Below are 17,471 nucleotides of genomic sequence, written 5' to 3' on the forward strand. Positions count from 1 at the left end.
TCACTTGTCCAGCGCGCTCGCGAGCGCGTCGACGTTGGAGGTCATCCAGCCGAGGTAGTCCTCGCCCTTGGGCAGCGTCTCGGTCACCGGCACGACGGAGATGCCGGCCGCCTTCGCCGCGTCCTCGACCTTCTGCGTCTGCGGGCCGGAGGTCTGCGCGTTGTAGACCAGTGCCTTGACCTGCTTGCCGCTGTACAGCGACAGAGTCTCCTGAAGGGTCTTCGGGGAGACGTCGTCGCCTTCCTCGATCGCCTCGCTGAACTCCTCAGGCGTCTTGTTCACCAGTCCGCCGGCCTCGGTCATGTACAGCGGTACGGGCTCGGTGATGCCGATGGCCTCGCCGCCATGGTTCTTCTTGATGTCCGCTTCCTTCGTCTCCAGAGGCTTGAGCTTCGCCTTGAACGTCTCAGCGTTCTTCGTGAAGGTCGCGGCGTCCGCGGAGTCGGCCTTGCCGAGGGCGGCGGCGATGCTGTCGGCGATCTTGGCGACGGTGGGGTAGTCGTACCAGACGTGCTCGTTCAGCTCGCCGCCCTTCGGGGCGGTCTTCCCGGACACCTCGACCGCGTCGATCACCTCGGCGGAGCTGTTGTTGCTCTTCAGCATCCGGTCGATGAAGTCGTCGTAGCCGCCGCCGTTCTCGATGACGACCTTCGCCTTGGACAGCGCCAACTGGTTCTGGGTGCTGGCCTCGTAGGAGTGCGGGTCCTGGTCGGGGTCGCTGATGATCGAGGTGACGTCGACCTTGTCGCCGCCGATCTGCTTGACGATGTCACCGTAGACGTTCGTGGAGGCGACCACCGGGACGGCATCCGCGGCGACCGGGCTTGCCGAGGCGCTCCCGTCGCTTCCGGAGTCCGACGAACTGCCACAGCCTGCCAGTAGGGCCAGGGAGACGCCGGCTATCAGCGCCAGAGGCCGGGACGAGGGCGTGGGCATGGATCCTCCATGACAGGTGTGAACGGGAGTCTTCGCGATGTCGGCGCGGGCCGGTTCTGTCCGGCGCACACCACCACGCTAGATGGAAACGAATGTCAAGACCATGGCCGTGTCTGGATGATATGAAAATCATTGCCGAGACTTGACGTGTCCGCTATGGATGAGGACTCTCCGGATCGGGCCGCGGCTGACAGTGGTCGCAGACGCCCGTGAGTTCCACGGTGTGCTCAACCTCGGCGAAGCCGGTGGTCGCGGCCACGCTGTCGGCCCAGCGTTCGACGGCGTCGGCCTCCACGACCCGGCTGAGGCCGCAGCGTCGGCAGACGAGGTAGTGGCGGTGTCCGTCGGTCGGCCGGGGGCGGTAGAGCCGTTCTCCGCTCCTGTCCCGTACGACGTCGACGCGTCCGGTCCGCTCCAGCATCCGGAGGGTCCGGTACACCGTGGTCAGCCCCACTGCGGAGCCTCCGGCGGCAAGCGCCTCGTGTAACTCCCGGGCGGATGTGAAGTCGGGGCAGTCGTGCAACACCCGGAGTACGGCGGCCCGTTGTCGGGTCGACCGCCAGTCCGGCTGTGGCTCCGCGGCCGCCGAATCCTGCATGAGGGGTGCCTCCGGAGATGCTGGGAACGTTCCGCAACGCCAGATTAATTGAACATGATTTCCATGACTATGGTCCACCGAGGGTGCGGCTGGCCGTGGCCGCCCCTGTCTCGTCTGCCGGGCGGGCCGCTCCTTGCGGTGGCATGATGGAAATGGAAGTCAGTTTCACAAGCCGCCTCACGGAGGGACCGCTGGCATGAGTGATGCAGCAGGGGGCCGCCGGGATCACCCCTTCACCCTCGTCGTCTGTGCGACCTGCCGAGACGCTGCCCACGACCAGGTGATGGACCGGCTGCGCGAGGCGGTCCGCAGCTGCCCGCACGCAGTCATGGTCTCCACCGGCTGCCTGGAGAGGTTTCTGCACTGCCGTGCCCGCCGCGGCTTGCACGCCGCCGTGCAGCCATGCGCTGTCGACCGCAGGCCGACCGGCGCTGTGGTGCGCCTTGGCCCGATTGTCACCGAAGCCGATGCCGCAGCGGTCGGTGCCTGGCTGCGGGCCGGCATGCCCGAAGGCGACGCACTGCCCGACAGGCTGCGCGCGGCACTTGCCCCGCGGCAGGTCGCCCATCTCAACTGAGGACAGACGAACGCGCGGCCTTGGGAGGCCACTTGTCCGCCAATGGTGCAGCTCGCCTCCTGGGTCTGGGGCCGACGTGGCGAGGCGAGCGAGCCGACGGCCGGGTGGAGGACGGTGGATGTGCGGAGGCGCCCTCGTCGAACAGGTCGGTGCGGAACAGCAGGACCAGACCGGCCGCGGCGAGCAGCGTGACGGAGCCGACGGCACAGCCCCCGGAGGGCTCGCTCACCAGGACCGGCCCCGGCGCCGCGTGGAGGCGGGCACCGGTCGCCCGTTCCTCCCACTCCGGCGTCGGCCGCCTCACGATCCTCACCCTCCACGGCCGGTCTGACGGGTACTGGACCACCATGACGCCGCCCGGCCGGTAGTCGGGCAGGTCCGCGAGGTTGATGTCCTGCGTGAACGCGACGCGGTACGCCGGTGTGTCGTCCGGCGCCGGTCGCTCGAACCGCACCGCCACGTCGCTGGTCGCCTCGCTTTCGACGGCCTCCAGACTCTCGATCACCGCGAGCGCCGTACAGGGCGAGATCGCCGCCTCCCAGGCCCGCCTCGGCACACCGGCGACGATGGTCAGGTTATTCGGGTCGATCTTCTGGCCGGCCTTCGCCAGCAGGTCGGTGTTCACGTACAGCGCGTATGGCGAGGTCGAGAACGGGTAGGCGCACAGGGTGCCGTCCCGGCTGAACTCCTTGGTCGCGCTGGCCTCCAGGTCGTCATACTCCCAGCCGGGGGTCGCCTTCAGCTTGTCGGTCAGGCCGACCAGCGCGTCGGAGGCCATCAGGTCCCTCGACGGGTCGCCTATCCAGGCCAGGTCGGGAGCGTTGCCGCCGGCGATCGAGTCGAACAGCTCGACACACCCGACGGCCACCAAGACCCCGGTCACGGTCGCCGTACAGCAGGTGGACGCGATCGGACGGGTCACCCAGATCCCGGTCGCCAACGGCAGCGCGACGCTGACGCTCGACGGCGCGCCCCGGATCTACTACGGCCTCCTACCGCACACCGACAACGCAGGCCACCACAGCCTGCCGACGACCGCCTGAGACACACCGACAGGTCTGAGTCCGACGTGAAACGACCAAGGAGCAACAACACCGTGCCCGCCACCACCGCCACCATTCCTTGGTGGCGCAGCGCCGTCATCTACCAGGTCTACATCCGCAGCTTCGCCGACGGCGACGGTGACGGCATCGGCGACATCGCCGGTATCCGCTCCCGGCTTCCGTACCTCAAGTCCCTGGGCGTGGACGCCCTCTGGATCAACCCGTGGTACAAGTCGCCGATGGCCGACCACGGTTACGACGTGGCCGACTACCGCGAGATCGACCCGCTGTTCGGCACGGTCGCCGAGGCGGAGCAGCTCATCGAGGAGGCGCACGCGCACGGGATCCGCATCATTGCGGACATCGTCCCCAACCACTCCTCCGACCAACGCGCCTGGTTGCAAAGCGCGCTGGCGGCAGGCCCCGGCAGCCCCGAACGCGCGCGCTACATCTTCCGCCCCGGCCGCGGCCCGGAGGGCGCCCTGCCGCCCAACGACTGGGACTCCCGCTTCGGTGGTCCGGCCTGGACCCGCGTGTCCGACAGCGAGTGGTACCTCCACCTCTTCACCCCCCAGCAGCCGGACTTCAACTGGCAACACCCGGACGTCCACACCGAGTTCGAGGCCGTCCTGCGCTTCTGGTTCGACCGCGGAGTCGACGGCTTCCGCATCGATGTGGCCCACGGCCTCGTCAAGGACCCCGAACTGCCGGACCTGGCCGGACGCGACGGCGGCGTGCACCCCTTCTGGGACCGCGACGAGGTCCACGACATCTACCGCGCCTGGCGCAAGGTGGCCGACGAGTACCCCGCCGGCCTCGAACTGGGCACCCGGCGCGCCCGTGCCGCAGCCCTGCTCACTCTCGCCCTCCCCGGTGGCGCCTACGTCTACCAGGGCGAGGAACTGGGCCTCCCCGAGGTGGAGGACCTGCCCGAATCCGTCCTCCAGGACCCCGTCTGGGAACGCTCCGGCCACACTGACCAGGGAATCGCGACGGCTGCCGCGTCCCGATACCCTGGTCCGGACGGACCACACCGTACGGGTTCAGCCCGCAGGCACCCGCGGGCGCGGAAGACGCCACCGCCGCACCCTGGCTGCCACAGCCCTGCGACTGGGCGCCGCGCACGGCGGAAGCCCAGAGCGGCGACCCGGCCTCCATGCTGGAGCTCTACCGCGCCGCCCTCCGTCTGCGCCGCGAGCACCCCGCCCTCGGCGACTCCACCCTGACCTGGCTGGACGGCGTCCCCGCCGGAGTTCTCGCCTTCCGCCGCAAGCCCGGCTTCGTGTGCGTCATCAACCTCTCCACCGAGCCCTACCAGTTGCCCGAGCACACCTCGATCCTGCTGGCCAGCGGTCCCGTCGAAGACGAGCGACTGGCCCCGGACCAGGCGGCCTGGCTCGCAGGGTCAGTCGCCTGGAGCGGCGCTTCAGACGGCCAGTGCCACCAGGAAGCGGGAGACCATGTTGTAGGCCGCGACCGTGGCGACCGCTTCCACCGTTTCGGTCTCACCGAAGAGACGCTTGAGCTCTTCGATGACTTCAGCGTCTACTTCGATCTGCTTCGTGGACTGGTCCGTGAGTGTGATGAGGGCGCGCTCTTCTTCGTTGAAGATCCCGCTGTCTCTGCTCGGCTCCTTCAGGGCTTCGCACTTCTCCTCTGTGCCACCCGCCTGCAAGTATGCCGGGTAATGCACGCCCCATTCGAAGTCCGCCTTGTTCAGCACGGCCACGCGCAACATGATCAGTTCGCGATACTCCAGCTTCAGGCCGAAGTCGGCGCGAACTCGGCCCAGTAGCCCGTTCCAACCTGTTGCGAGCGGGACGCTTCTCAGCAGTACCCGGTCAATTCCGATCAACTCGCCGTTGGGTCGACGGCCTCGCATGCCCGCAAGCAGTTCGGGCGGGGGAGAAGGAAAATCGTCATCCTGCCACGGGGTGACTCGTACATCGCTCATGCTGCGCTCTTTCGCTGAGAATCAGTTCGCCGGTGTCCGAAATCTCAGACGGTGTCGTACACGCGCACGTCGGGTTCCGTCTGCAGCAGTGGCGTGAGTTCGCCCACGACGTCTTGGGTGAACAGCTCGCTGTCCAGGTAGGCGGTGGCGTCCGCCATGGATCGGAAGGCGTGGAGCACCTGGACGTCTTCGGCACGGATCAGGAGTTCCTTGCCGGTGGCGCCGGTGACGGTGTCCAGGAACGGCTGCTTGTACTTCTCGTAGACGGCGGCCGCCGCGGGACGGTTGGCCGGGTCCATGTGCAGGGTGATCTCAAGATAGGCCATGGCTATGGCTGCCCTTTCTCGCTCGTCGGGTGTGCTGCGGTACTTCCGCAGTACGAACCCGAAGCTAGGCACGCGCCATAAGATCCGGTAGGGGTGTCCACTGAATCACGGTATAAGTGATGCGCATGACTAACGGATTGCGCCGAGGGCCTGCGCAAGGAGGGTGAGGTCCGTGCGCAGCGCGGAATCCGGGTTCCAGACGGCCTCGAAGGAGATCTGCACCTCTCGGCCCTCGTTCAGCAGAGGGCGGTGGGGGACATCCGGGGAGGTGAGCCTGGACTGGGGAATCATCGCCGAGCCGAGTCCGAGACCGGCCCATTCCTCCAGCACGCGGTAGCTGGCCGCTTCGCCCGGGTAGGTACGCAGCGGCACTTCGTGCGCGTGGAAGAGCTGGGTGGTGAACGTCGTCAATCCGCACGCGTCCGGCACGAGGATGAACTGTTCGTCCCCGGCTTCGGTGAGTTCGAGTGAGGCGTCGTCGTCGGCGGCGGGTCCGACGACGACGATGGGCTCGACATCGATGACCCGGTGCTCGAAGCGCGGCATGGCCGTCACGGCCGGGATGAGGATGATGTCGAGTTGCCCGGCCCGCAGGCCGTCCCGCAGATCCTGCATGTTCGCCTCACGCAGCACGAGATCGCGGGGTGTGGGCAGCTCGCGGACGGCGCTGAACGCGCGGGCCACCAGATGCGGGCCGATGAGCGGCGAGACACCCATGCGGATCTTCTGATCACCCGGTTCGGTCAGCCGTCTGGCCTCCGCTGCGACGGCATCGAGCGCGCCCACGGCACGCTCGATGAGGGGCAGGATGCGGGTGCCGAACGCGGTCTGCGTCACGCCGCGCGGCGACCGGTCGAAGAGCCTCTCCCCGAGCCGTTCCTCAAGTTTCGCGATCCCGTTGGACAGGGCCGGCTGAGTGACGCCGTACGCCCGTGCCGCGGCGCTGAAGGAGCGTGTCTCGGCGACCGCCTGCGCGTAGCGGAGCCCTTCGACGTTCAGTCGTTCCATCATAGCCATGGCTTATCGCCCCATTCGCTGATGTCACCTATCGCCTCGGCTCACCGGCTTCTACCGTGGGCCGCCGGTGACCTCCTCATCACCCATCCTTATAACACTCGCTGCCGTTCATCCAGGAAGTGCCCTGTGCCGGACTCTGCTGTCACCACGGTCGTCGGCGGTGGCCGCGCTCGATGCCGTGGCGGCGGAGGCACGGCGGCTGACCGAACCCGGTGAACAGACGATCCGGATGGGTGTGGCCATACACACTCCCTATACCCGGATTCATCGGTCTCCTCTACCGACTCTCGCAGAGGGCTCGTAACGTCGCGGGAGTCGAGGGGTTCACCTCCGAAGACACACCCCTGACGAGTCCTGGAGACATCACCACCGATTATCTTGAGACCACGCTGCAGGTGGCCCCGGCCGACCGGGTTGCCGCTGCCGGTGTCTACGAGGCAGCACCGGAGGTGCGGATCTACGACGCCGCCTGAACCCCCTCGGTCCTGCCGACAGCCCAACCTCCCCTCCACCCCGCCTCCGCCCCAGTGCCCCAGGGGGCACCCTTCGCACCAGGAGCAGCACCATGTCCCTCAGCACCCTTGACTTCACCGGCCAGAAGATCGTCGTCATCGGCGGCACCAGCGGCATGGGCAAGGCGATTGCCCAGCGCGTCCTCGAAGGCGGCGGCAGCGCCGTCGTCACCGGCCGCAGCCAGGTCGGCGCGGAGAAGGCGGCCGCCGAGCTGTCCGCGTACGGCGACGTTGTCGGCCTCGGCGGCGACCTGAACGACCCCGCCGCCGTCGACCAGCTCCGCATCACTCTCACCGCGCAGCACGCGGACGCGACGCTGCTGGTCAACGCGGCCGGCGTGTTCGCCCCGAAGCGTTTCCTGGAGCACACGGCCGACGACTACGACCGCTACCAGGCCATCAACCGGGGCTTCTTCTTCCTCACCCAGACCGTCGCCGACAACATCATCAAGAGCGGCGCGAAGGGATCGATCGTCAACATCGGCTCCATGTGGGCGCACCAGGCGATCGCCGCCACCCCGTCGTCGGCGTACTCCCTGGCGAAGGGCGGCCTGCACGCGCTGACCAAGAACCTGGCCATCGAGTTCGCCGCGCACGGCATCCGCGTCAACGCCGTCGCCCCCGCGGTCGTCCGTACGCCGATCTACGAGGAGTTCATCCCCAAGGCGGAGATGGACTCGGCGCTCGACGGCTTCGACGACTTCCACCCGTTGGGCCGCACCGGCGCCCCTGAGGACGTCGCCGACACGGTGGCGTTCCTGCTGTCCGACAGGGCCGGCTGGGTCACCGGCGCCATCTGGGACGTCGACGGCGGCGTCATGGCCGGACGCAACTGACCCCACCCCACCAGCTGAGGAGTTCCCCATGTCCTACGACGCTCACCGCCACCGAGCCGCCCAAGTGGCCGAGGCCAAGGCACCGGTCCGGGCCGTCCCGGTGGACGCGCGCCGTCCCGAAGCCGGGGAGGTACGGGTGGACGTCATGGCTTCCGGGATCTGCGGCGCGGACCTCGGCACGGTCCGTGCCGCCCGCCCCGACGGCGGATTCCCGATCACACCGGGGCATGAAGTCGCAGGGAACATCGCCGAGTCGGGGGCGGACGTGGCGGGCTGGGCGGTCGGCGAGCGGGTGACCGTCGGCTGGTTCGGGGGCAGCTGCGGGCACTGCGCCGCCTGCCGTCGCGGGGATGTCGTCCACTGCCCCGAGCGGCGGATCCCCGGCCTGTCGTACCCGGGCGGCTGGTCCACCACCATCACCGTGCCCGCCCCGGCGCTCGTACGGATCCCCGAGGGTCTGTCCTTCGCCGAGGCCGCACCATTCGGGTGCGCGGGGGTGACGACGTTCAATGCGCTGCGGCACTCCGGCGCCGAGCCCGGCGACCGGGTCGCCGTCCTGGGCATCGGCGGGCTCGGCCACCTGGCCGTGCAGTTCGCGGCGGCCATGGGCTTCGAGACCGTGGCGATCGCACGAGGCGAGGAGAAGCAGGCCCTCGCCCACGAGTTGGGGGCGCACCACTCCATCGACTCCGACGCACAGGCCCCGGGGGAGGCGCTGCGCCGGCTGGGTGGCGCCCAGCTGATCCTGTCCACGGCCACCAGCAGCGCGCCTCTGGCGGAACTGGTCGAGGGCCTCGCCCCGCACGGCCGGCTCACCGTCGTCGGCTTCGACGGCACGCCGCTGGAGTTGCCGCTGGGCAAGCTCGTCCTGAACGCGCAGAGCGTCACCGGGCATCTGACCGGCAGCCCCGCCGACACCGAGCAGGCGATGCGCTTCGCCGTGGCGACCGGCGCCCGGCCCTGGGTGCAGACCGTGCCGCTCCAGGACGCGCAGCAGGCCGTCGACGCGGTGCGCGAGGGGTGCGCCCGGTTCCGGACGGTGCTCACCACCGGTTCACGTGCAGATGGGCAATGACCATGACGCAGCCGTACGAGACGCATGACGTCGTCGTGGTCGGCGCCGGCATCGGCGGACTCGCCGCCGCCACCGCACTGGCGGCCGCCGGACGCGACACCGTGGTCCTGGAGGGCCGCGGCCGGGTGGGCGGCCGGGTGCTGAGCATTCCCGCCGAAGGGGGCGCGATGGATCTGGGCGCCAGCTGGTTCTGGGACAACGAGCCGTGCATCGCGCAGCTCGCCGAGGACCTCGGCGTCGAGTCCTTCCCCCACCGCCTCGTCGGCGACACCATGTTCCAGACCTCCGAGGCAGTGCAGCGCTACTCGGGCAACCTGGTCGAAGGCCCCTCCCGCCGCTTCGTGAACGGCACGGACGGCCTCGCCCGCGGTATGGCGGCCCGCCTCCCCGCCCGGGCCGTCCGCCTGAATACCCCGGTCACCGCGATCCGCCACGTCGCCGACGGTCTGGATGTGCACACCGCGGACTCGGTCCTGCGCGCCGGGCACGTGGTGCTCGCCGTACCTCCGGCGCTGGCCGTCGCCCGGATCGACTTCGACGGCCAACTCCCCACGGAGCTGGCCAAGGTGGCCCGCTTCACCCCGGTGTGGATGGGCGCCGTCGCCAAGGTTCTCGCCCGCTACCCGCGCCCGTTCTGGCGCGAGGCCGGGCTCGCGGGCGCAGGCGTGAGCCGCGTCGGCCCCCTGCAGGAAATGCATGACATCTCAGGGCCTGACGGTGCCCCCGCCGTGCTGTTCGGCTTCGCTCCGACCCAGCTCGCCCGCCGCACCGGCTTCGAGGACCAGGTCCGCGCGCAACTCGCCGCCGTATACGACCCCGCGGCCGGTGAACCAACCGAACTACTCGTACAGGACTGGGGACAGGAGGAGTGGACCTCCCCCGACGACGTCCACCGCCTGACCACCTACCAGCTGTTCGGCCACGACCTCTACCAGCAGCCCACCCTGGACGGGCGCCTGCACTGGGGCTCCACCGAGACCGCACCGGACTTCGCCGGGCATGTCGAAGGCGCCCTCATCGCGGCGGAGCGAGCAGCGCACGCGGTCCTGTCCGGCTGATCCCAGCCGCGGCCCGAACTGGACGGACTCACACCGCACTGGAACAACTCACAAGCAGCTCCGGCACACCTGCGGCATCCTGCCTGAGCAGCCGGACCGCCGCACGACGGCACGCCCCGGTGCGACATACTCTTCCGATGAGTTCACGCACACCCCCGATCAGCCAGCCGATCACGATACGGAGGGCCGTCGCGCGGGATGCCAAACGGCTCACGCGGCTCGTGCGTGGCTCAGGCGCCTACGAGGGTAAGTACGCAGCCGCAGTCGCGGGCTACCGGGTCGGTCCTGATTACATCGAGGCCCACCGCGCCTTTGTGGCCGTCGGCGCCGACGAGCATGGAGACCGGGTCCTCGGGTTCTACTCGCTCGTCCTCGCTCCACCGGAACTCGACCTGCTGTTCGTCGCCGACGAAGCGCAAGGACGGGGTATTGGACGGCTGCTCGTCGCGCACATGCAGTCCGAGGCCCGTGCCGCCGGGCTCGACCGTGTCAAGGTCGTGTCGCATCTTCCCGCCGAGGACTTCTACCACCGCGCAGGTGCAGTGCGGATCGGGACCGCGCTCGCGAACCCGCCCGCCGTGCCGTGGGACCGTCCCGAATTCGAGTTCCGCATTCCTTCGGAATGACGCGGTAGTGCCGGTAGGCGGGGCACCGGCTTCGCTGCATGGTGGCCGGCTTGCAGGAGCCGCTGGACGCCGCGCGCTCCGTGTGTGCCGTCTCCTCTGCCCGGTTGCGTCCTGAGAAGTGGTGTAGGGGCCCCATGTGTTAGTCTCACGCGTTTGCGTGGTCGTCGCGGTGGGTGTTTCTACCTGTTCCGTTCGGCTTGTGCGTGGGCTGTTCGAACCTGCCGGGCCTTCCTCGGTACGTTCCCTTGCGGAAGGCTGTTTATGAAGCATCCCAACGACTCCGGCATCGCTCACGGCAGTCCCGCCCAGCCCGGGGCAACGACCCCGGCGCTGCTCCCGGCCGTCACCTTCGCCGGTCTGGAACTGCCGACGGAGGTGCTGCGGACACTGAACGAACTGGGGGTGCGCGAACCCTTTCCGATCCAGGCCGCCACACTGCCCGATGCCCTGGAAGGGCGCGACATCCTGGGACGCGGGCGCACCGGATCAGGCAAGACGCTCGCCTTCGGCCTGCCGCTGCTGACACGTACAGCCGGGCGGCGCGCCGAACCGAAGCAGCCCCTCGCTCTGATCCTTGTGCCCACCCGGGAGCTGGCCCAACAGGTCACCCAGGCGCTGGCGCCGTACGCCGAGGCGCTGCGGCTGCGGATCGCCTCGGTCGTCGGCGGAACGTCGATCGGCCGGCAGATCGCCGCGCTGCGCCAGGGAGCCGAGGTGGTCGTCGCCACCCCCGGACGCCTGCACGACCTGATCGAACGCAACGCCTGCCGCCTGGGACGGGTGAGAATCACTGTGCTGGACGAGGCCGACCAGATGTGCGACATGGGATTCCTGCCGCAGGTTGCCGACGTGCTCGACCAGGTGCACCCCGACGGTCAGCGGATGCTCTTCTCGGCCACTCTCGATCGCGACGTCGATCAACTGGTCCGTCGCTACCTCCACGACCCCGTCGTCCACTCGGTCGACCCGGCCGCGGGCACGGTCACGACGATGGAGCACCACGTTCTGGTCGTCCACGGCCCTGACCGCTACGCCGTCACCACGGAAATCGCCGCCCGCGACGGTCGCGTACTGCTGTTCCTCGACACCAAGCACGCCGTCGACCAGCTCACCCGGCATCTGCGGGCCAGCGGGGTGCACGCCGGGGCCCTGCACAGCGGCAAGTCCCAGCCACAGCGCACACGGACCCTGGCGCAGTTCAAGAACAGCCAGATCACCGTTCTGGTGGCGACCAATGTCGCGGCTCGTGGCCTGCACGTCGACGACCTCGATCTCGTGGTCAACGTCGACCCGCCCACCGACGCCAAGGACTATGTGCACCGGGCGGGCCGCACCGCCCGCGCCGGTGAGTCCGGCAGCGTGGTCACGCTCGTGCTGGCGGGCCAGCGCCGCGAGACGAGCCGCATGATGGCCGGGGCCGGCATCGAGCCGACCGTCACCAAGGTGCGCTCGGGCGAGGCGGAGCTGAGCCGGATCACCGGCGCCAAGACTCCCTCAGGGATCCCGCTCGACGGCGGGCCCGCCGTCCCCCGCCCCAAGAACACCAACGCTCCCTTCCGCGGCCTCGGCACCAGCAAGGGCACCTCCCGCGGCGCCGGCGGAAAGTCCCGAAAGGCCGGCGAGGCCCGCAAGCTCGCCGAGGCCCGCAGGGCCGCCCTCGTGCGTCGCAACGGCTGAGAGCCGTTGCGCCTCACCTACGAAGTCAACGCCTTTGGCCGCGAGAGGGATACCCGCCGAAACGGAGCAGGATGACGTTGCCGGCGCCTCGCACTGCGCCCAGCATGACAAGCTGTGCTTGCCCACCCCCGAACCCAGGAGGTCACCATGACCGCAGAGCCCGCATCTACGGAAGGTTCGGAGCCGGCTGCCCCCGGGACGTCCCCTCTGGAGCCGGACAGCGACGGCAACTACGACCTCAAGCGCAAGTTCCGCGAAGCCCTGGCGCGCAAGCGCGGTGCGCAGGCGGACGCCGCTGATGTTGCCGCCAAGTCCGATGCGTCGAAGGTGCGTTCGGCGCACGGCCCGGCTGCGAGCCAGCGGTCGTTCAGGCGCAAGAGCGGCGGCTGAGCCGATGAGTCCCGCGATCTGACCGCTTCACCGGCACTCGCGCCATCCACTCGCGCGTCCCGTGCAGTGGCCCGCGACGTGCGCATGCCCGTGCGCGCGTTGTGGGCGGGGCGTAGCCGGCGGACTCGCCTGGGGGAATGGCCCAGATGCGGTAGGTGCACCATCTGGGCGGGGTGCACCGCCGCCATGTCACCGGTTCCTCCCGCGGCTTCGGCCGCGAGTTCGCGCAGGCGGCCCTGGAGGGCGGCGACAGGGCCGTCGCCCGCAACACCGACTCCCTCGCGGACCTGCCGGCCGCCCACGGCGAGGCGATCCGCCTCGTCGAGCCCGGTGGCTTCGCCACCGTCCGGTCCGGGCGTGCCCGGCCTCGATGCTCGCGGGGCCGCCACCGGAACCACGGACCGTGCTGCCGGGCTGCGGCTCAGGCGTCGATGATGACGGGGATGATGAGGGGCTTGCGGCGGTGGGCGCGGAACGCCCAGTTCGCCACGGCGCGGGCGAGGAGCTGTTCGAGTTGGCGCGCGTCCCCGACGCCCTCCTCGGCTGCGGTGGCCAGGGTCTTCTCGATGACGGGGATGACCGGCTCGAAGGTGGTCTCGTCGTGGACGAAACCGCGGGCCAGGAAGTCGGGGGCCTCGGCGAGGGTGCCGGTGTCTGCGTCGACGATCGCCACCACCGTGACCACGCCTTCGGCGGCGAGGGTGAGGCGATCCTTGAGCGACGCTTCCGTGGCGCCGCCGACTTCCATGCCGTCCACGTAGACGTTGCCGGCGGGGACCTTGCCGGTGATGGACGCGCGCCCGCCGACGAGGTCAACGACGACGCCATCCTCGGCGATGACGACCCGGTCGGGGTCGACACCGGTACGGATGGCGAGGTCGCCGTTGGCCCGCAGATGGCGCCATTCGCCGTGCACGGGCATGACGTTGCGGGGCTTGACGATGTTGTAGCAGTAGACGAGTTCGCCGGCGCTGGCGTGCCCGGAGACGTGCACCTTGGCGTTGCCCTTGTGGACCACGTGGGCGCCCCACCGGGTGAGTCCGTTGATCACCCGGTAGATGGCGTTCTCGTTGCCGGGGATGAGGGAGCTGGCGAGCAGGACGGTGTCGCCCTTGCCGATGCGGATCATGTGGTCGCGGTTGGCCATCCGTGACAGCGCGGCCATCGGTTCGCCCTGGGAACCGGTGCACACCAGAGTGACCTTGTGGTCCGGGAGCTTCTCCAGCTCCTTCGTGCTCACGACCAGACCGGAGGAGACCTTCAGATAGCCCAGGTCGCGGGCGATGCCCATGTTGCGGACCATGGAGCGGCCTACGAAGGCGACCTTGCGGCCGTGCAGGTGGGCGGCGTCCAGGACCTGCTGGATGCGGTGCACATGGCTGGCGAAGCTGGAGACGATGACCCGGCGCGGCGCGGTGCGCATCACCTGCTCGATCGCCGGGTTCAGCTCACGCTCGGAGGTGGTGAAACCGGGGACCTCGGCGTTGGTGGAGTCGGTGAGGAACAGGTCCACGCCCTCCTCGCCGAGGCGGGCGAAGGCGCGCAGATCAGTGATGCGATCGTCGAGAGGGAACTGGTCCATCTTGAAGTCGCCGGTGTGCAGCACCATCCCGGCCCGGGTGCGGATCGCGACCGCGAGGCTGTCCGGGATGGAGTGGTTGACCGCCACGAACTCGCAGTCGAAGGGCCCGAAGCCCCGCCGGTCGCCCTCCCGCACCCGCACCGTGCGCGGCCGGATGCCGTGTTCCTTGAGCTTGGCCTCCAGGAACGCCAGCGTCAGCTTGGAGCCGACGACGGGAATGTCGGACCGCTCGCGCAGCAGGTACGGCACGCCGCCGATGTGGTCCTCGTGGCCGTGGGTGAGTACCACGGCCACGATGTCGTCCAGCCGGTCCCGGATCGAGGTGAAGTCCGGCAGGATCACGTCCACGCCGGGCTGGGTCTCCTCGGGGAACAGCACGCCGCAGTCGACGATGAGCAGCTTGCCCGCGTGCTCGAAGACGGTCATGTTGCGGCCGATCTCACCCAGGCCGCCCAGGGCGATGACCCGCAGCCCTCCTTCAGGCAGGGGAGGGGCGGCTTTCAGCTCGGGGTGCGGATGACTCATACCCTGACGGTACCCGGAGAGCGGGACAGGGTGATCCATTGCCTGTGTGATCTCCCCTTGGGCTCACCCGACTCTGGCTTCAGCCGTTCCAGAGTTCCGAGATTGCGTAGGCGACCAGCGCCAGGTGTCCTCACCGTGTTCGCCGACCAGGACGAGATCCGCTGTCCCTCATGGGTCTCCGCCGCGTCCGTCTCTACGACGCTCGCTCGTCCTGTCTCACGTACCCGGCCAACAACGGCGTGCCGGATCACATCTTGCGCGGTGGGCCGGACACACGAGTGTGAAGACCACCAAGAAGTGGTACGTGAAGCCGGACGTCGAGGGCCTTCGCGAAGCCGCCACGATGTGGGATGGCTTGCACGGGAGTGCAACGGAGGGGCAAGCCGGCCAAGTCGCCTACGAGGGAAAGACACAGCTTGTCCACCGTGTGGTGTTCAGGTGAGGTTCCGGAGGGCTTCCATGTGCGTCATGCCGCTCCTTGGGGACGGCACTTTACGCTTTGCTGCAACCCGGACCACCTGGAAGCCGTGCCAAAGAAGGAAGTTCTGCGGCGCAGGGACTGGGAGCGCGCGCGAGCCAGGAGGACGCACTGCCCCCAAGGCCACGCGTACACGCCGGAGAACTCGTATCTGGATCCCCGAGGGTTCCGGCAGTGCCGGACGTGCCGCGCCGAGAGGGACAAGAGCCGCCGGGTTCCCCGGGCTGTGTGAGATTTCGTGATACGTGAGAGGGTCTGAGGCGTGAGTGAGACACCGTCGAACACCCTGCAATACCGCTTTGACGGGCCAGAAGAGGCTCCCGTCCTGATCTTGGGTCCTTCCCTGGGCACCACATGGCACATGTGGGACCGCCAGGTTCCGGAACTGACCCGGCAGTGGCGTGTCTTCCGGTTCGATCTGCCGGGGCACGGCGGCGCGCCCGCCCACCCGGCGGACTCTGTCGCCGAACTGTCCGCCCGGCTGCTCGCCACGCTCGACGCGCTCGGCGTGCAGCGCTTCGGCTACGCGGGGTGCGCGCTCGGCGGCGCGATCGGTGTGGAACTGGCCCTGCGTCACCCGGAACGGCTCGCCTCGCTCGCACTGGTCGCCACCTCGCCCCGGTTCGGCACCGCCGACGAGTTCAGGCAGCGCGGGGTGATCGTGCGTACCAACGGGCTCGACCCGATCGCCCGTACCTCTCCGGACCGCTGGTTCACCGGCGGTTTCGCCGCCGCGCAGCCCGCGATCACCGAGTGGGCCGTGCAGATGGTGCGCACCACCGACCCGGGCTGTTACATCGCCGCCTGTGAGGCGCTGGCCGGTTTCGACGTCCGTCCCGAACTGGGGCGCGTGGGCGTGCCCACCCTGGTGCTGGTCGGCTCGGAGGACCAGGTCACCGGCCCGGCCGAGGCACGCACCCTGGTCGCCGGGATACCGGACGCCCGTCTCGCGGTCGTCCCCGGCGCCTCCCACCTCGTGCCCGTCGAGCAGCCCGCGGCCGTCACCGACCTGCTGGTGCGGCACTTCTCCGGCGCCTGGCAGCCGGCGTTCGACTCGACGACCGGCCAGATGGCCATCGTGGCGGCACCCGCGAAACCGGTCCTCGCCGCCACGCCGCAGGCCGCGCCCATCGCCGAGATCGCCCCACCCGTGACGGCCCCGCAGCCGCCGGGACGGCCCGACACCTACGAGACGGGCCTCAAGATCCGCCGCGAGGTGCTGGGCGACGCCCACGTCGACCGGGCGCTGGCGCAGTCCGACGACTTCTCCGGGGACTTCCAGGAGTTCATCACCCGCTACGCGTGGGGCGAGATCTGGGACCGTCCCGGACTCGACCGCCGCACGCGCAGCTGTGTCACGCTCACCGCGCTGGTCGCCGGCGGTCACCTGGAGGAACTGGCCTTCCACACCAGGGCGGCGCTGCGCAACGGCCTCACCCCCGACGAGATCAAGGAAGTGCTGCTCCAGGCGGCCGTGTACTGCGGCGTACCGGCCGCGAACAGCGCGTTCCGGGTGGCCCAGCAGGTCGTGCGGGAGGAGACCACACCCGCGGAGTGAGCGCACGGCTTCGGCGGGGAGGAGGATGGCAGCCATGAAGCTCACGAAGAAGTCCCACTCCTGCGTACGGCTGGAGCAGGAAGGGCGGACGCTCGTCCTCGATCCCGGCGGTTTCAGCGAGCCCGACGCCGCCGTCGGCGCGGACGCGATCCTGATCACGCACGAGCACCCGGACCACTTCGACGAGGGACGGCTGCGGGCCGCCATGGAGGCGAACCCGGCGGCGCGGATCTGGACCCTGAAGTCGGTCGCCGACCAGATCGCCGCCGCCTTCCCGGGCCGGGTCCACACCGTCGGCCACGGCGACACGTTCACTGCGGCGGGCTTCGACGTCCAGGTCCACGGCGAGCTGCACGCGGTGATCCACCCGGACATCCCGCGGATCACCAACGTCGGCTATCTGATCGACGGCGGTCGGCTCTTCCACCCCGGAGACGCGTTCACCGTCCCTGACCGGCCCGTCGAGACGCTGATGCTCCCGGTGATGGCCCCCTGGAACAAGATCTCCGAGGTCATCGACTACGTCCGTGAGGTCGGGCCGCAGCGCGCCTACGACATTCACGACGCCCTGCTCACCGACCTTGCCCGGCCGGTCTACGACCGGCAGATCGGCGCCCTGGGCGGCTCGGACCACCTGCGGCTCGCACCGGGATCCAGCGCCGAGGTCTGAGCGCCATCCGGCGTTGTCAGTGCCCCCGGGTAG

The 17,471-nt window shown here is 69.4% G+C and carries 16 protein-coding genes and 2 pseudogenes; 11 read left to right on the top strand and 7 right to left on the bottom strand.

From position 1 onward, the window contains the following. The gene (locus ACFYTE_RS08445) at window positions 1-936 is read right to left on the bottom strand and encodes a metal ABC transporter solute-binding protein, Zn/Mn family (protein WP_388706604.1); all 936 of its coding nucleotides are present in this window, start codon (window positions 934-936) and stop codon (window positions 1-3) included. Between the two features lie 154 nt (window positions 937-1,090). After that, window positions 1,091-1,534, bottom strand: coding sequence for a Fur family transcriptional regulator (locus ACFYTE_RS08450; protein ID WP_388706607.1), 444 nt, complete (start codon window positions 1,532-1,534; stop codon window positions 1,091-1,093). Between the two features lie 196 nt (window positions 1,535-1,730). Between ACFYTE_RS08450 and ACFYTE_RS08455 the strand changes: the two genes are divergently transcribed. After that, the gene (locus tag ACFYTE_RS08455; RefSeq protein ID WP_388706610.1) at window positions 1,731-2,111 is read left to right on the top strand and encodes a hypothetical protein; all 381 of its coding nucleotides are present in this window, start codon (window positions 1,731-1,733) and stop codon (window positions 2,109-2,111) included. Between the two features lie 85 nt (window positions 2,112-2,196). Here ACFYTE_RS08455 and ACFYTE_RS08460 read toward each other — a convergent pair. Then, window positions 2,197-2,958 (bottom strand): annotated as a pseudogene (locus ACFYTE_RS08460) (extracellular solute-binding protein); the annotation flags it as partial. Between the two features lie 52 nt (window positions 2,959-3,010). On the opposite strand from ACFYTE_RS08460, the gene ACFYTE_RS08465 reads away from it, so the two are divergent. Together ACFYTE_RS08465 and ACFYTE_RS08470 are read left to right on the top strand one after the other, a co-directional pair. Further along, complete coding sequence (locus ACFYTE_RS08465; RefSeq protein WP_388706613.1) at window positions 3,011-3,154, top strand: hypothetical protein; 144 nt, start codon at window positions 3,011-3,013, stop codon at window positions 3,152-3,154. A 53-nt stretch (window positions 3,155-3,207) separates the two neighbouring features. Continuing rightward, window positions 3,208-4,556 (top strand): annotated as a pseudogene (locus ACFYTE_RS08470) (alpha-amylase family glycosyl hydrolase); the annotation flags it as partial. Window positions 4,557-4,580: 24 nt separating this feature from the next. Here ACFYTE_RS08470 and ACFYTE_RS08475 read toward each other — a convergent pair. From ACFYTE_RS08475 to ACFYTE_RS08485, 3 genes are read right to left on the bottom strand one after another with little or no spacing between them, the layout of a single operon-like run. Continuing rightward, window positions 4,581-5,108 (bottom strand): carboxymuconolactone decarboxylase family protein, encoded by a 528-nt coding sequence (locus ACFYTE_RS08475; protein WP_388706615.1) that lies wholly within the window; start codon window positions 5,106-5,108, stop codon window positions 4,581-4,583. A 44-nt stretch (window positions 5,109-5,152) separates the two neighbouring features. Beyond that, window positions 5,153-5,506 carry a hypothetical protein gene (locus ACFYTE_RS08480; RefSeq protein ID WP_388706618.1) on the bottom strand — a complete coding sequence of 118 codons (354 nt, stop codon included), beginning with the start codon at window positions 5,504-5,506 and terminating at the stop codon, window positions 5,153-5,155. Between the two features lie 57 nt (window positions 5,507-5,563). After that, window positions 5,564-6,445 (bottom strand): LysR family transcriptional regulator, encoded by an 882-nt coding sequence (locus ACFYTE_RS08485; RefSeq protein ID WP_388706620.1) that lies wholly within the window; start codon window positions 6,443-6,445, stop codon window positions 5,564-5,566. 571 nt (window positions 6,446-7,016) lie between these two features. On the opposite strand from ACFYTE_RS08485, the gene ACFYTE_RS08490 reads away from it, so the two are divergent. From ACFYTE_RS08490 to ACFYTE_RS08515, 6 genes are all read left to right on the top strand, one after another. Further along, window positions 7,017-7,799, top strand: a complete 783-nt coding sequence (locus ACFYTE_RS08490; RefSeq protein ID WP_388706622.1) for an SDR family NAD(P)-dependent oxidoreductase — start codon at window positions 7,017-7,019, stop codon at window positions 7,797-7,799. 28 nt (window positions 7,800-7,827) lie between these two features. Continuing rightward, on the top strand, window positions 7,828-8,874 hold the full coding sequence (locus tag ACFYTE_RS08495; protein WP_388706625.1) for an alcohol dehydrogenase catalytic domain-containing protein: 1,047 nt from the start codon (window positions 7,828-7,830) through the stop codon (window positions 8,872-8,874). A 2-nt stretch (window positions 8,875-8,876) separates the two neighbouring features. Then, entirely contained in the window at window positions 8,877-9,932 is a 1,056-nt protein-coding gene (locus ACFYTE_RS08500) for a flavin monoamine oxidase family protein (RefSeq protein ID WP_388706628.1), read from the top strand. Window positions 9,933-10,069: 137 nt separating this feature from the next. Beyond that, complete coding sequence (locus ACFYTE_RS08505) at window positions 10,070-10,558, top strand: GNAT family N-acetyltransferase (RefSeq protein ID WP_388706631.1); 489 nt, start codon at window positions 10,070-10,072, stop codon at window positions 10,556-10,558. A gap of 261 nt (window positions 10,559-10,819) precedes the next feature. Next, complete coding sequence (locus tag ACFYTE_RS08510; RefSeq protein WP_388706633.1) at window positions 10,820-12,235, top strand: DEAD/DEAH box helicase; 1,416 nt, start codon at window positions 10,820-10,822, stop codon at window positions 12,233-12,235. A 147-nt stretch (window positions 12,236-12,382) separates the two neighbouring features. Further along, window positions 12,383-12,625 (top strand): DUF5302 domain-containing protein, encoded by a 243-nt coding sequence (locus ACFYTE_RS08515; RefSeq protein WP_388706636.1) that lies wholly within the window; start codon window positions 12,383-12,385, stop codon window positions 12,623-12,625. Between the two features lie 421 nt (window positions 12,626-13,046). Here the strand turns inward: ACFYTE_RS08515 and ACFYTE_RS08520 are convergent, their stop codons facing one another. Next, on the bottom strand, window positions 13,047-14,732 hold the full coding sequence (locus ACFYTE_RS08520; protein WP_388706639.1) for a ribonuclease J: 1,686 nt from the start codon (window positions 14,730-14,732) through the stop codon (window positions 13,047-13,049). A gap of 740 nt (window positions 14,733-15,472) precedes the next feature. On the opposite strand from ACFYTE_RS08520, the gene pcaC reads away from it, so the two are divergent. Further along, the gene (gene pcaC, locus ACFYTE_RS08525) at window positions 15,473-16,768 is read left to right on the top strand and encodes a 4-carboxymuconolactone decarboxylase (RefSeq protein ID WP_388706642.1); all 1,296 of its coding nucleotides are present in this window, start codon (window positions 15,473-15,475) and stop codon (window positions 16,766-16,768) included. Window positions 16,769-16,802: 34 nt separating this feature from the next. Next, window positions 16,803-17,438, top strand: a complete 636-nt coding sequence (locus ACFYTE_RS08530; RefSeq protein WP_388706645.1) for an MBL fold metallo-hydrolase — start codon at window positions 16,803-16,805, stop codon at window positions 17,436-17,438. Window positions 17,439-17,471 lie beyond the last annotated feature (33 nt).

This window comes from Streptomyces sp. NPDC004629 (assembly GCF_042873595.1).
GTDB lineage: Bacteria > Actinomycetota > Actinomycetes > Streptomycetales > Streptomycetaceae > Streptomyces.

What these genes read in the sequence shown, in the direction of transcription:
- ACFYTE_RS08520 (WP_388706639.1), bottom strand. Translation starts at nt 14,732, where the DNA reads ATGAGTCATCCGCACCCCGAGCTGAAAGCCGCCCCTCCCCTGCCTGAA.
- ACFYTE_RS08455 (WP_388706610.1), top strand. Translation starts at nt 1,731, where the DNA reads ATGAGTGATGCAGCAGGGGGCCGCCGGGATCACCCCTTCACCCTCGTC.
- ACFYTE_RS08505 (WP_388706631.1), top strand. Translation starts at nt 10,070, where the DNA reads ATGAGTTCACGCACACCCCCGATCAGCCAGCCGATCACGATACGGAGG.
- ACFYTE_RS08500 (WP_388706628.1), top strand. Translation starts at nt 8,877, where the DNA reads ATGACGCAGCCGTACGAGACGCATGACGTCGTCGTGGTCGGCGCCGGC.
- ACFYTE_RS08445 (WP_388706604.1), bottom strand. Translation starts at nt 936, where the DNA reads ATGCCCACGCCCTCGTCCCGGCCTCTGGCGCTGATAGCCGGCGTCTCC.
- ACFYTE_RS08450 (WP_388706607.1), bottom strand. Translation starts at nt 1,534, where the DNA reads ATGCAGGATTCGGCGGCCGCGGAGCCACAGCCGGACTGGCGGTCGACC.
- ACFYTE_RS08475 (WP_388706615.1), bottom strand. Translation starts at nt 5,108, where the DNA reads ATGAGCGATGTACGAGTCACCCCGTGGCAGGATGACGATTTTCCTTCT.
- ACFYTE_RS08485 (WP_388706620.1), bottom strand. Translation starts at nt 6,445, where the DNA reads ATGATGGAACGACTGAACGTCGAAGGGCTCCGCTACGCGCAGGCGGTC.
- ACFYTE_RS08515 (WP_388706636.1), top strand. Translation starts at nt 12,383, where the DNA reads ATGACCGCAGAGCCCGCATCTACGGAAGGTTCGGAGCCGGCTGCCCCC.
- ACFYTE_RS08495 (WP_388706625.1), top strand. Translation starts at nt 7,828, where the DNA reads ATGTCCTACGACGCTCACCGCCACCGAGCCGCCCAAGTGGCCGAGGCC.
- ACFYTE_RS08530 (WP_388706645.1), top strand. Translation starts at nt 16,803, where the DNA reads ATGAAGCTCACGAAGAAGTCCCACTCCTGCGTACGGCTGGAGCAGGAA.
- ACFYTE_RS08490 (WP_388706622.1), top strand. Translation starts at nt 7,017, where the DNA reads ATGTCCCTCAGCACCCTTGACTTCACCGGCCAGAAGATCGTCGTCATC.
- ACFYTE_RS08510 (WP_388706633.1), top strand. Translation starts at nt 10,820, where the DNA reads ATGAAGCATCCCAACGACTCCGGCATCGCTCACGGCAGTCCCGCCCAG.